The 13,952-nt window shown below is 50.4% G+C and carries 10 protein-coding genes; all 10 read left to right on the top strand.

Going from position 1 to position 13,952, the window contains the following annotated elements; genetic code table 11:
• Positions 1-6 precede the first annotated feature (6 nt).
• Positions 7-1,431: an ATP-binding protein gene (locus EYC87_RS11470; RefSeq protein ID WP_279252999.1), complete on the top strand. Its 1,425-nt coding sequence runs from the start codon at positions 7-9 to the stop codon at positions 1,429-1,431.
• 335 nt (positions 1,432-1,766) lie between these two features.
• A complete protein-coding gene (locus EYC87_RS11465) occupies positions 1,767-3,308 on the top strand; it encodes a 4-hydroxyphenylacetate 3-hydroxylase family protein (RefSeq protein ID WP_279252998.1) in 1,542 nt (513 codons plus the stop codon).
• An 828-nt stretch (positions 3,309-4,136) separates the two neighbouring features.
• Positions 4,137-4,829: a GspH/FimT family pseudopilin gene (locus tag EYC87_RS11460; RefSeq protein ID WP_279252997.1), complete on the top strand. Its 693-nt coding sequence runs from the start codon at positions 4,137-4,139 to the stop codon at positions 4,827-4,829.
• Entirely contained in the window at positions 4,801-5,457 is a 657-nt protein-coding gene (pilV, locus tag EYC87_RS11455) for a type IV pilus modification protein PilV (RefSeq protein ID WP_279252996.1), read from the top strand. Before EYC87_RS11460 ends, pilV begins: the two co-directional genes overlap by 29 nt.
• Entirely contained in the window at positions 5,454-6,479 is a 1,026-nt protein-coding gene (locus EYC87_RS11450) for a PilW family protein (protein WP_279252995.1), read from the top strand. Before pilV ends, EYC87_RS11450 begins: the two co-directional genes overlap by 4 nt.
• Positions 6,479-6,982, top strand: coding sequence for a pilus assembly PilX family protein (locus EYC87_RS11445; RefSeq protein WP_007228812.1), 504 nt, complete (start codon positions 6,479-6,481; stop codon positions 6,980-6,982). Before EYC87_RS11450 ends, EYC87_RS11445 begins: the two co-directional genes overlap by 1 nt.
• A gap of 60 nt (positions 6,983-7,042) precedes the next feature.
• Positions 7,043-10,963: a pilus assembly protein gene (locus tag EYC87_RS11440; protein WP_279252994.1), complete on the top strand. Its 3,921-nt coding sequence runs from the start codon at positions 7,043-7,045 to the stop codon at positions 10,961-10,963.
• Positions 10,963-11,433: a type IV pilin protein gene (locus EYC87_RS11435; RefSeq protein ID WP_279252993.1), complete on the top strand. Its 471-nt coding sequence runs from the start codon at positions 10,963-10,965 to the stop codon at positions 11,431-11,433. The genes EYC87_RS11440 and EYC87_RS11435 overlap by 1 nt, the downstream gene beginning before the upstream one ends.
• 23 nt (positions 11,434-11,456) lie before the next feature.
• Entirely contained in the window at positions 11,457-11,768 is a 312-nt protein-coding gene (locus EYC87_RS11430) for a hypothetical protein (protein WP_279252992.1), read from the top strand.
• A gap of 73 nt (positions 11,769-11,841) precedes the next feature.
• Complete coding sequence (locus EYC87_RS11425) at positions 11,842-13,638, top strand: flavin monoamine oxidase family protein (RefSeq protein WP_279252991.1); 1,797 nt, start codon at positions 11,842-11,844, stop codon at positions 13,636-13,638.
• The last annotated feature ends 314 nt before the right edge of the window (positions 13,639-13,952 follow it).

The following is a 13,952-nucleotide window of genomic DNA, read 5'->3' as shown; positions in this document are numbered from 1 at the left end:
TTTTCGATGAAAAAAATTCGAATCAGTTTTTTCTATAGGCAACTTCTAGCCCTTGTTGTCATTAACTCTATACCGCTAATTTTCGTTTCTACCGAACTCCTTTCATCCAGCTATTCTCATATTAAGGAATCGCAGGAAATTTTGCTGAAAGAGCGACTGTCTTTTCTTTCCTCAACCGTGGCGTCAGCTATTTTGTTTGATGACGTCAATACTGCACACAGTATATTGTCAACGCTAGAGCAGGATAAGGATGTTCGCTACGCGAGGATCTACGATGCAGACAGCAATTTATTCTCTGAATATTCGCGGTTAAACGAGGTTGACTCTAGTGGTTTTGATAGTAGCAATGAAGAGATTGAGTATGCTGAAACTATAATTTACCTTCGCAGTCCGATAATCTTTGATAATGAGCATCTTGGGTTTGTGACCCTGTCGGCAGACACCTACTATGCCGGGCAAACGAAAAGAACGGATTTTTATCTGGCACTGGTCGCCGTAATTATCGGAAGCCTTTCATTGGCACTTTTGCTGAATTGGTTTGTACAGAGGCGACTAAGCGCTCCAATTAATAATTTGATGGGCGTTATCAAATATGTGTCCCGCCAAGCAAAGTATGACCGGCAGCTTGCAGTGCCTAACGATCCAGAGTTCAGTGAACTTTTTATAGGTATCAACGAGATGCTCAATACATTGAGCCAGCATGAGCAGGAACGTGAAGAAGCATCGGCTCAAATTATACAATCATCAAAATTGGCAACGCTGGGCGAAATGGCGACCTCGGTCGCGCATGAGTTAAATCAACCACTACAGGTTATCCGCCTGGCAGTGGCAAATGCCTCTCACAGAATAGCCAGTGGTAACCCGGACCTCGAAATCGTCAGTGAAAAACTTAGTCGCATTGATGGTCAGGCAGAAAGAGCGTCTGCCATTATCGATCATATGCGAATATTCGGTCGCGAGGCCAAAGAAGAATTGGAGTACATCGACCCTAAAATGGTGATTACGAATTCCCTAGATTTGATGGGGGAACAAATGCGTTTAAATAATATCGAAGTCACGAGTGATCTTCCGGAAGAATGCTCGTTGGTCTTAGGCCATATGATCTTGATGGAACAGGTTATGTTGAATCTATTAACTAACGCTCGTGATGCCATTGACCAAAACTCCGGAGAAAGGAAAATCGCATTGCGTGTATTTGAAGACGCTGAGGGTGTGCACATTACTTCTACTGATACTGGCGGAGGCATTCCGGAGGATGTTCTGCCGCGAATTTTTGAGCCTTTTTATACGACCAAGGACATCAATCAAGGTACGGGCCTAGGTTTGTCTGTTGCCTATGGAATTGTCCGAGATATGCGCGGAACTATTGCCGCTGGAAATACTGCAAACGGTGCACAGTTTACAATTACATTTCCCTTAACTAGTGATTAAAGACGTTGAAAAACGCTTTATTTTCACAGGGAGAAAAAAATGATGACTACTTTTTTTGTCGCACCTAAAGTACGAGATTTTTAATCAGGAGAAGCTGGCTACGATGCAGATCGCGATCGACGCAGTGAGCTAGGTTTATCGGAAGCGGGTGTAATCGACAAGCGCACATAGTGGGTTGCGTTCAACTAATAGCGCGAATTGTCGATTGTACAAAAACCTTATTAAAAGTCAGTTTTTTACACTATCCTTGCTAGCTTGCCGACAATCTTATTTTCATTCTAAAGCGTTTGTTCGAATTACTGTGGCCGCATGGTATACACTGCCCTGCAACGTTGATGAATGAAGAGGCCATACAGTTGAACGCCATCACACCAATCTCAAAAGAAGAAACAGGCCAGCAACGCTGGGACAGATTTACACCGATAAATACCGGCGAAGAATATATCGAGAGCCTGCGTGGTAGAGGCCTCACCGTCTATTTGATGGGTGAGCAAATTGATGAACCGGTCGACCATCCAATTATACGCCCTTCTATAAACGCGCTCAGGGCTACCTATGATCTGGCTATCGACGACCCGGATTTGGCGACGGCATGGTCGCCATTGATCGATTCTCCGGTGAATCGATTTTTGCATCTGGTTGAGTCGCCGGAGGACCTGGTACTCAAGAACCGTATGCAACGCAGAATGGGGCAGCTGACCGGGACCTGTTTTCAGCGCTGTGCCGGACTGGACACTATCAGCGTGCTGCACTCGATTACCTATGACATCGATCAGAAGCACGGCACAGAATATCATCAACGATATCTGGATTTCATGGTGCATGCCCAGCGCAATAACATCATCCTTGGAGCGGGGATGACTGACCCTAAGGGCGATCGTGGCAAGCGTCCCCATGAACAAGACGACCCCGACCTGTTTATGCATGTCACCAAACGCACCGATGCTGGGCTGTACGTCAAGGGTGCCAAAGCGCACATGACAGGTGGTCTTAACTCGCACTGGATCTGCGTGATGCCGACCATGAACATGTTAGAGGAAGACCGCGATTACGCGGTGGTAGGCCTGTTGCCCGCAGACGCGAAGGGCATAAGTTATATATACGGTCGTCAATCTTGTGACACAAGGGCTTTGGAAGAGGGCGATATCGATGCGGGCAACGCCGAGTATGGCGGCCAGGAAGTGTTGGTCGTTTTCGACGACGTCTTTATCCCATGGGAACATGTGCTTATGGACGGAGAGTACGAGTTTGCCCAGACCATGGTCTCACGCTTCACCGCCTACCACCGTGCGAGCTACGTCTGTAAAACAGGACTTGGTGACGTCATGGTCGGCGCCGCTGCTGCAATTGCTGAGTACAACGGTGCGGACAAGGCTAGTCATATCAAGGATAAGCTGGTCGAAATGACGCACCTTAACGAAACCATATTTTCTTCAGGCATCGCCTCTTCGTATCAGGCCAGTCAGTTAGATTCCGGCATCTTTATGAACGATGAACTGCTGTCTAACGTCTGTAAGCACAACGTAACGCGCTTTCCCTATGAGATTGCACGATTTGCGCAGGATCTTGCCGGAGGCCTCATGGTAACGCTGCCATCGCAACAGGACTTTGAACATGAAGAAGCTGGCCCAATACTGGCAAAGTACCTGAAGGGCAGGTCGGACATACCGGTAGAAAAGCGTATGCGCATGCTCCGCCTTATCGAGAACATGACCCTGGGCAGGAATGCTGTGGGTTACCTGACTGAGTCATTGCACGGGGCTGGTTCACCGCAAGCCCAGCGCATACAAATTCTACGCAGCATGGATGTAGAGCGTAAAAAGCGCTACGCCGAAAATCTGGCGGGCATTGACGTCATCGCGAGTGACGCTGACTGACGCCAATTCGCAATGCTATTTTAGCGAAAAAAAATGCGGCTTAAGGAGTCTTTTGGGCAATAAGCTTAGCCGCAACGTTCAGGTCTAATTCCAAGTATTGGCAACAGCCTAAGCAGGCCCGTTCACGCGATTTGGTGGATAAAATTTGTGGCGCTGCCGTTGCCATCGCTCAAGAATCGGGCGTACTTGCGCTGAACACCAATTCCATAGCGAATCGCGCTGGCGTGGATATATCTTCGTTGTAGAGATTCTTCCCCAATAAGGCGGCGTTCGTTCAATACATCGTTTCAAAATGGCTGGAGCAGGTGAAAAAGATTTGGGAGAAATGTGAGTCAGATCTCGCACTTCAGCAACCTGGAAGCAGGAATGAGCCTGTTCCCGGAGTCCATGCGGTTTCATCTTGGAAGGGTAATGCCTAAGCGCAGCTAATTTCCCTGCGTCCGCGGGCGCTTTAATCCCACATTCACTGGCAACTGCCTCTAAAATTCTGCAAAACCCCTTTCTACTGATACGTAGAAGTCTTCGTGGGCGCACACGGGCATTTTCGGCCTACATTCCCCTCAAGGGGCAAGATATTCACTTTCCCTTCCGCGCAGACGACTAATACGCAGGCACTGCAGGGCTTCCAGCGATAGGCGACAGCGCATTTATTGACGAAAGTTTGCGATTTTTTCCCAATTTTGAGAACCGGTTCGCAACTATTTGTTGTTTTTAGTGTTATTGTACGGAAAATTGAAACGACTGTTTCAACAGTGCGTCAATAACAGTTGCACCGTCGAAGCAGCTAAAGCCCAGACGTGGATCGAGAAGAGTTAAAGGTGGGTTTATATGGAGACAAATGCTAACAACCTAATGTTGACCAGACCTCCTGGTGGCGACTACGTCAACCAGAGCTGGAGCAGCCTTCGCACCTCTGGCAACGTACCTTATGACACAGAGCATGGGCATTTTTCGCCCAAGGTAAGACAGCAGCAGGGCTTTACTTTGATAGAACTGATGGCCGTGATCGCAGTGCTGATTGTTATGTTAACGGTCGCTGTGCCGGGGTATCAGAGCCTGATTCTCAATAATCGATCGCTCGGCGAATCTTATTCTTTGCGTGCCGCACTCAGTAATGCCCGTTCTGAGGCCATGACCAGGCGCGCTCCGGTGGTGGTCTGCCCGACGAACAATGGAGTTACTTGCGATACAACGCTCCCCAACTGGTTTTCTGGGTATATGAGCTTTGTCGACACTAACGACGACTTGGCCCCCGACCCTAATGACCCAGACGAGGAAATCATCCAATACGTACTCGGTGTTGATGCCATGCTCGCTTTTGATAATGCCAGTAACGTGGTTCGGTTCGATCCGCGAGGCTATGCCCTGAGTTCACAAGGCACTTTTACGTTGTGTGACAGGCGTGGTGCCAACAAGGCACGAGCGCTGATTTTAAATCCAGTTGGGTCGGTGCGTGGCGCTCTGGATACCGATGGTGACGACATAGTTAACGATGACGGCGGCGTCAACATTGGCTGTTAACATTATCAGAAGAGCGCCGCCGCTGAGACTTCGCGGTGTCACCCTAATTGAGGCGTTAATTACTGGTCTCATTTTAGCAATCGGGATAATTGGCGTGGTCAGCCTACTGGCGATGGCGAAAGCGTCTCAGCATGAAGCTATGCAGCGCACTCGCGCAATCTCCATGGCAGATCATATGCTTGAACGTATTCGCCGTAATCCAGCTGGCATCGCCACTTACCGCACCGGCACTTCGGGATTCAACCTTCCCCTTGGTAATAGCACAATTAGCGAGGAGCCCGATCCCAGTTGCAGTTCTGCTAGTTGTACGCCGTTGCAATTGGCTGCTCACGACCGTTGGGTCTGGGAGCAGTTACTAGATGGTTCAGCAGTCACCGTTACCAGTGGTGGAAACACGGTAAGCGCCACATCAATGAGCGGTCTTCGCGGCTGCGTCACTTTTACTGCTGATACAGGTAAAGCTAATACCGGCATTGTGAGTGTCATCTTGCAATGGCAAGGAATGCGTGAAACAAGCGATGCGGTTGGTATTGGTGGGTCAGTTTGCGGCGGCGCGTCGGCTAATTCTGATCCGACGCGCAGGCAAGTTGTTATCGACAGCTATCTAGTTGATGAGGCTGAGATATGAGCGTGACGCTGTCAATGCCATTAGTCAGTAAAACTAATCGTGGTTTCTCATTAATAGAATTCATGATTGCCATGGTGCTTGGCCTTATCATTATCAGCGGCGCAACTTCAGTCTACCTCGCTTCCAAGAACTCCCTCATCGAGTCGGAGCAGTTCGCCTCGGTCTCTGAAAATGGTCGTTTCGCGCTGCAGATTTTAAATTATGCTGCCAGACATGCTGCTTTTTTCGGCAGTGCCGCACCGGCAGACATTCGCAAGGATGCTTCTCTCGGGGCTGTGTCAGGCGATTGTGATGATCCCGCGAGCGCCTACAACACTTCCGCCACATTCTTCGCCGTGCGGGCAACGAGTGCCGATGTATTGGGTTGTATTGACGATGCCATGCCCAACACCGATGTTTTGGTATTAAAAAACGTCAGGGCCAAGCCTCTGTACGACGCCAATCCGGATGATCCAAACGCTCTGCGCGATGGCGTCATTTCATTTCCGGCGGGGGGATGGGACGCAGAGTCCGTCTATGTTGTCGCCAACAGTGAAGCCGGTTTGATTGTCGATGGCGCGGATGCGAAGCCTGACGTGTATGAGGGAAGTGAACTAGCGCTTGGCGTCGCTTGGCCTTACAGAATTCAGATCTTTTATATTCGTAACAGTGTCGCGGGCCCAGTCCTCAGTCGGAAAGTATTGGGTTGGAATGGCACTGCAATGGCGATAGAAAGTGAGAACCTGGTGCAGGGAGTTGAGAACATGCGCTTCCTGTTTGGCTTTGACAGCAATAACGATGGTGATGTTGACAGCATCAACAGTTTGGCTGCGGTCGATGCAGCCAATGCATGGGATAGAGTGATCTCGATGCAGGCTTTTATTTTGCTTCGTAGCCAGGAGACCGACCCCGGCTATATCAACGAGAAAACCTATCGGTTGGGCGATATCACGTTAGCGCCCGCAGACGATATTCGCAGGTTATTGATGCAAACAGAAATCACCCTCCGGAACCCCCGGCTGGTGTTGAGAGGAGGTGCCTGATGGCGAGGAAAAAATTCTTGAGCGCGCGTGAGCAGGGGATCGCTTTGATAACTTCTCTGCTTTTTTTGCTGGTCGTCACTCTTATCAGCGTGACGGCGGCCAACAGCAGTGCGCTAGGCTTACGCATGTCGGCCAATATGCAGGATGCTTATCAATCGTTCTCAGCTGCGGAGGCTGGTATTTACGCCGCCCTGGGACAATCGGGCTCGGCGCAAGATCCTTTTATGCGACAGGCCGTTGTGGAAGCGCCTTTTGCGTCGGTAACCCAGCACCCATTGCGCGATATGGCCACTGACCCCAATGATGTGCCAGTCGACGTAGATGTATTTCTGATATCGATCGAACGAACATGTCCAAGGCCGCCGACCTCTGGCGGTGGCACTAGCGTTGGCCTGCTGAACTGTGACTTTTATCGAATCAAGTCAGAACACGACCTTCCGGGTAAAGCCCGTACAAGAGTCGAACTGGGTGTCGTCAAGACCGTCATTGGTAGCAGTGGCTAAATTGGTACTGAAATTTGAGTGAACGCCTGTAACGGAAGGCAGGTTGTGGAGGATAGTACAATGGTGAAAAGGATTTTATGTGTCTTTAAAGCCCCGGGGCTGCTGGCGTTGCTTGCAGTGTTTACGGGCTTTGTGTTGGCAGACGACACCGAGATATACCAAGCAGATTACAGTGCCTCAACAGGCGCCAGGCCCAAGGTACTTATCGTGTTCGATGACTCGGGAAGTATGCGCAATGAAATCGATCAGCAGCGCCCGCCTTACGATCCTAACGCGACTTATGATACCAGCGTCTCCGCCGATCGTATTTACTGGTCGACGAACGGCAGTGTGCCTGGTACTGGCAGCAACGACTATTTTTCAGCGAGTAAAAATCGCTGTGCTTCTTCTTTTAGCAGCCTCAGCGACGCTGGTCGATTCACACCAGAGCGGGCACGGCGCTGGGTGAACTCGACTATTCAGCAGGGGCAATGCACCACCGCTTGTCCTGCGGGAGAGACCTACCAAAATCCGCCCGGGCCTAACAACGCTGGTTGTTATCAGCAGGTCACTAATGAAACACCTGCGCCCAAGCTGGTGTTCGTGGAATCGACTAACAGGGCAAACTGCAACCAAAGCTCTTCAAACTCATTGACTTGGGTGAGGATCAAACCGAGCAATGAAAAAGGCTGCTACGACACGGTCACTACCCTCGATCCCATATCAGGTTGGGTGTATCGCCAAAACGATAGCGGAAACAACTGTCCTTCTGGCATGAACCGTCTCATCGTTAACCCAGCAGGCTCAGGCAATAATGACCGTTACGATGCTTGTTTTGAACTTTTAGAAGAACCGGTTACAACGGTCACAACAGAGTGGCAGTTTTCTGGCCCCCGCGTGGAAATTTGTGAGCCTGACACCCCGGTGCCTGGAAACTGGGCGGCACTCTCAAATACCGTGCATACGCCCGACCATGTGGAGTGCCTTGATGATGTAAACAGCTTAAATGCAGGCAACGGCAGTGGTGAGGGTGATGGCTATCCACAAAGTAATGCAATGGACGGCAACGAATATGGAGGGTCTGTCGATGGCGATATCAGTTGGGGTAACACGGCTTACACCTTTTATACATCGCATTATATGAACTGGTGGCACGATGATTCCCTGGTAACCCCGCGGCCTAAAATCGACATCGCGGCAGACGTTATCACCACGATAATTGATACTAATACCAGTGTTGATTTCGGACTATTGGAATTCAACTATAGAGAGGGGGGACGCGTCACCCAGCGAATTATCCAGAACATGACAGCAACCAACCGCACCAACCTTATTAATCTTGTAGATGCCTTGGAGCCTGCTGGCTGGACGCCGTTATGTGAATCCACCTACGAAGCATACCGATACCTGGCCGGCGAGAGTCCAGTGTACTCAGGCTCTGCTAGTGGCGGTCTCTCCAGGGGTTGGCGTTACGATATAGCAGCGAGTGACTCTGCGGCCATGAGCGGCGGAAACTATGTCTCACCGAATACGGACTGTGCTTACACATACATCATCATAATGACCGACGGTCTACCTGGTCGAGACGGGGGGGCCAATGATGCGATAGAGACCCTGACTCAAAAGGGCTGTGATATGTATGATAGTGAAGAAGGTAGCAGCAAAAATTGCATGCCTCAGCTCGCCGAATATATGGCCACCAACGATTTGGACGGAGACACGACCAATGGCAGCCAGTTTGGTATTACCTATACTATCGGTTTCGCTACTGATCAGCAGTTGCTTCAAGATACCGCTGAAAAAGGCAAAGGTGAGTACTACACCGCAGACAGTGCAGCTGAGCTCACCGAAGCCTTTCAAGGCGCTATAGTCAGCATTCTCTCCCGGGATACTACCTTTACATCACCAGCAGTCGCGGTTGACACTTTTACTCGAACCCAGAGTCGCGATGAAGTGTTTTATGCGATGTTCAAGCCCCGCGAGAGCATCGACTGGGCGGGTAACATCAAGAAGTTGAGGCTCGAAGTGGTTAACGGCACGGCTTCATTAGTTGACGCTAATGGCAATGCAGCGATTGATGCCGATACGGGCGACATTAAGCCAACGGCAGTTACATTTTGGGGTTCTTCCCAGGATGGCGGTTCGGTAGGAGAAGGAGGCGTTGGAGCGTTATTGGCCGCGCGCGATCCCAACAGTCGCTCGCTTTATATTAATACGGGTGAAAGCGGTGCCCTGGAGGTGATGAACACTACCAATATCGACGCTGCAGCAATGGGCACTGGCAGTGATGGAGCTCTTTACAGTCTTTTTGGCGCCTCCAATCAAGCAGCCTTTGTTAAGCAGGTCGCATGGGCTCAGGGCTATGACGCTTATAACACTGAAGGAGACGCCAACACCGACAATACCGGTAATTCTCGCAGCTGGGTTTTAGGCGACATATTGCACAGCCAGCCTCTGGTGGTTAACTATGGTGCTACTGGCGGTGGCTATACCGCAGAAAATCCTGACATGCGGCTGTTGGTGGGAAGCAATTCTGGTTTTGTACATATGTTTAAGAGCTCCGATGGCCAGGAAGCCTGGGGCTTTTTCCCAAAGGAACTGGCTTCGATATTGCCGCTTCGGCGAAGAGACGCCATGTCCAGTGAGCATGTTTATGGCATGGACCTCACCCCCGTCGCCTATACCTTGGACGCTAATGCCGACGGGACGATCAAGTCTGCAGACGGCGATAAAGTGTGGGCTTTCTTTGGCATGCGCCGTGGCGGTAATTCCTATTACGCGTTGGATATCACCAGCCCAAACACGCCCTCATTTATGTGGCGCATAGGGCAAGACGTCAGCGGGTTCAGCGAGCTCGGCCAAACCTGGTCAGAACCAGTGGTCACCCGAATTCCTGGCTATAAAGACGATGAGGGTATACCGAAACCCGTACTGATATTCGGTGCTGGCTACGATACAAACAAAGATGGCTCAGGGGTAGGCACGATCGACAGCCAGGGGCGCGGTATATTCATTGTGGATGCGCAGACCGGCGCATTGGTCTGGAGCCTGACACCGGCAGCTAATGACGCTAAGAATATGTCTGCTCCTGGCTTGTTACATGCTGTTCCTGGCGACGTCACTGTTCTGGACAGTAATGCCGATGAGTTAACCGATCGCATTTACTTCGGCGATACGGGCGGCAACGTTTGGCGTATAGATTTACCCGGCAATGCGCTTCCCTCTTCAAGCCAGGATAGTTGGTTCATTACCAAGCTGGGAGATTTCAATGGAGGGCTGAACCCAACCGACCGTCGCTTCTTTAATGCGCCGGACGTTGTTCGCATTCGCTTTAATGGTCAGGCATCAGACGCCGTGGTGATAGGAAGTGGCGATCGCACGAATCCTAATGCAACGGATGTCGATAACAGTTTGTATATGATTCGGGATCAGAAAACAGTGCCTTACAACACCGAGGCGCCAACTACATCGGAATGTTCAGATCCGGACGTTCTTGATTTCCGATGCGATCTGCCGCTCTATGAAAGTGACCTTCACGACATCACTGAAAATCTGCTGTCCAACGGTACAGAAACTGAAAAAACCAATGCACAAGAGGCGCTGAAGACGTCTCACGGCTGGCGCATGGATCTGGCCAACGGGGGCGAAAAGAGTCTCGCGAAGACGCTCACACTTAATGGTCGAATTTACGCAACGACCTTCACCCCGTCGAGCTTACTCGATGATATCAATGTCTGCGAGCCGCAAGCCGGTACTGGTTTGCTTTATGTGATCGACATGTACGATGGCGATCGTGGCATTATAAATCTCGGCGGCATCATACCAGACACCTTGTCTGTGCACTTTGGAGAGGACGGAAAAATTCGAGCGCTTCTGCCACCGGGCACGCCCGCAGCAAGTTTGGATAACCCCCGTGATGTTGATTGCAGTGGCGGTGTCTGTGATGTCTTTGAGTCGCTTCGTCGGCCTTACGGGAACTACTGGTTCCAGGAGGCCTATTAGTGAATCAATCACGTTGTAAACCCTGCGGACCATCGCAGGGCGCGGGGGCCCGTTTCGCTGCAGGTTTTACCTTGATCGAAATTATGTTTGTTGTTGTGATTGTGGCCGTACTGCTGGCAGTGGCACTGCCAAGCTATCAAAACAGTTTGCAAAAGGGGCGCCGGAGTGACGCTATGTCTGCCCTGATGGATGTTGCAAATCGCCAGGAGCAGTTCATGTTAGACCGCAGCACCTATACGCAGAACATGACCGAACTCGGATTCGCTTCGGATCCTATGGCGTCCGCGGATGGATTTTATACGGTCGATGCTGGTATTTGCGCTGCCGGAACCATTCAGCGTTGTTATGTGCTAACCGCTACACCGGTTAACGGCGGACTGCAGTCCAAAGACAGCCGCTGTGCGACCTTCATATTGGATTCAACTGGCGCTAAAACCGCTACTGGGACTGATTCTAATGCCTGTTGGTAAGCTAATTACTCGAGGTTTCAACCATGCCTAAGCTGAAAAATGTCGCTGTTATCACGTTCTATTGCCTTTCTGCTCATTGGGCCTTCGCCGAGCGAGAGTGGCCAGACAAACAATTTGAGTGTCAGGTTGTTACTGAATCAGGTGCGCGTGGTCTGGTTTCTTTGCAAACTTTCACACGTCAGGACGCCATGCAACGGGTTGTTGGTCTTCAAGCCTTAAATGATCAAGAGGTGATAGAAACCGCAGTCTCAGTAGTGCAGTGTATTGATTTGACCACCGATGAAAATTTTTATGATGCCGCGTTTCAAGGTTGGCGCGATGAACTAGCGGAGTAGTAAAGGGAACGCATTTGACGGCAGTATTCTGGCTGATGTGAGATTTTAGGGTATTAAGAGTGAAGTGTTTTTTATGTGGCGAATTTCAACTTTTCTGACGCTGCTGATATTCCTGCAGGCGTGTAAACATCCTCTGCTGATTGTGGGCGAAGGAGATATTGTCGATCTTAATGCTGGGGGTTTCGGCTGCACCTTGGAAGTCTTTAGCGCGGACGTTACCGCATGCGAAAATGATGTACGAGGTGACTATTTTGTAAATTATGCTGGAGTGCCAAATACAGGTTGGCGTTTTAGCCACTGGGACGGATGGTGTGGCCCTCTCTCTGTCGATGAAAATTGTCGCATTGATGTGAATGCCTCAGCAGTTGCGTCCTGGGACGAAAAGCATAGCGATATTCCCATTCCAGCACTCACCGCTGTTTTCAGCCCCATAAAAAATACGACTCACGACGTAGTGATTGTCGGTGCAGGCAGTGCAGGGTTGTATGCTGCAAAGACTCTTCACGAATTTGGATATGATGTGTTGATCATCGAGGCGGCCCAACGCATCGGTGGTCGCGTAAAGAGTCGCACGCTGGGCGATGTGCGCGTCGATCTTGGAGCCGAAGAGCATTACATGGCAGCGGGAGAAAATCCGGTATGGCCAGCAGTGAGGCAAAAATATGGCGACTCTATTTATGCGCTGGCGTACCAGGGTCTTGACGTTTACTCAATGGACGATGGCAGAAGCACTTGCTGGACATCAAGCACTGCGCTACATCCCTGCTCCGTAGATTCGGATGTTACCGCTGTAGGTGCATTCTGGCAGTGGTACTGGAAACCCGGGCAGCATCAGGATTCAGCTTCATCTCTCGCTGAAGATGTGCTTCACAAATACGGCGTCGGCTTCGGCCATCGCGCCTACCACCTTTATGATGCAGGCTTTGCTGGCGGCTCATATGCCACCAACTTGGATAAACTGGGGGCGAGGAGTCTTGCCCTACAAAGCAACGAGTGGGACCTTTCCGAGCAAATCAGAGTGCTTGCGGATAAAGAGCTTGGCTACGCAGACGTGTTGGAAAATATCTGGTGGAATGACGTAGTCGCTAATAATGATTTGCTACTTAACAACCCTGTAGTGAGTATCGACACTCGCGGTGATGATGTGATTGTCGTAGACGCTGCGGGCGATATGCATGCTGCGAGACAGGTGATAGTGACGGTATCGCTTGGCGTCTTACAGGCTGAGATGATTGACTTTATTCCTGACTTGCCTAGTTCAACAGTTGCGGCTTACAACGCCATTGGTATCGATAAAGGCATGAAAGTGCCTATGCGTTTCAGCGCCCCCTGGTGGGAAACAGAAAGTGGCAAGATGGCCTGGTTGGTGACCGAGGGAGTCGCTGGCGCCTGTTGGCCGCCCAGCAATTACAAGTTAAATGCGACTTCACATATTTTGATGTGCTATCCCATGGGGGAAAATAGTGTGGCACTTAATAATATTGCAGTTGCCGCCGGTGGCGGTGTTGCCGGTGATGCTGCAATTACGAATGCCATTTTAAAAGACCTTGATAATACGTTCCCCCAAGCTCCGGGTCAGGCTACGGAAACCTATCTGGAGGGTTTTGTACAAAATTGGGGCGCAGACCCTTATACATTGGGCGTATATTCATACCCCAAGGTCGATACTTTTAAGTCCAGAGCTGACAACAAACGCAGAGATCTGCAGGCACCTATCGCAGAAAATAGAGTGTTCCTTGCTGGGGAGGCTTCAAATATCACCCATTCAGCGACAGTGGTCGGTGCGCTACATGAGGGTGAACGAGCCGCTAATGATGTTCATGTGGTAAATGGAAACCCCAATAATCCACCTGACCTTCCTGGGTACTGACAGTCCGATTGCGAGCCATTTTGTAATGCTCACCCGTTTTGAATGTCCACTTTTTTCACAGCGACAGGAAGATATTGTACGTCGTCAGCCAACTTGGGACCAATGGGCCCGATTTTTAAGAGACACTTTTCTGCCAGTTGCTTCTCCAGTCTAGCCTGCAAATCGCAGGTTGTGTAATTTTCGCTGGTTCAGCGTGCGGGATTTGATAATCGCACGCTGCTCCAGAATGTCGTTTCTCCTACCCTGGTACACGTCAGCTGGTGTCACGTTTTCCAGTGATTCGTGATACCGCTCGTGGTTGTAATGGTTAACCC

Source organism: Candidatus Seongchinamella marina, assembly GCF_026262685.1.
GTDB classification, from domain to species: Bacteria; Pseudomonadota; Gammaproteobacteria; order Pseudomonadales; family Halieaceae; genus Halioglobus; species Halioglobus marinus.
Note: the sequence above shows the minus strand (reverse complement) of the source record. Positions and strands in the feature narration are given on the sequence as shown.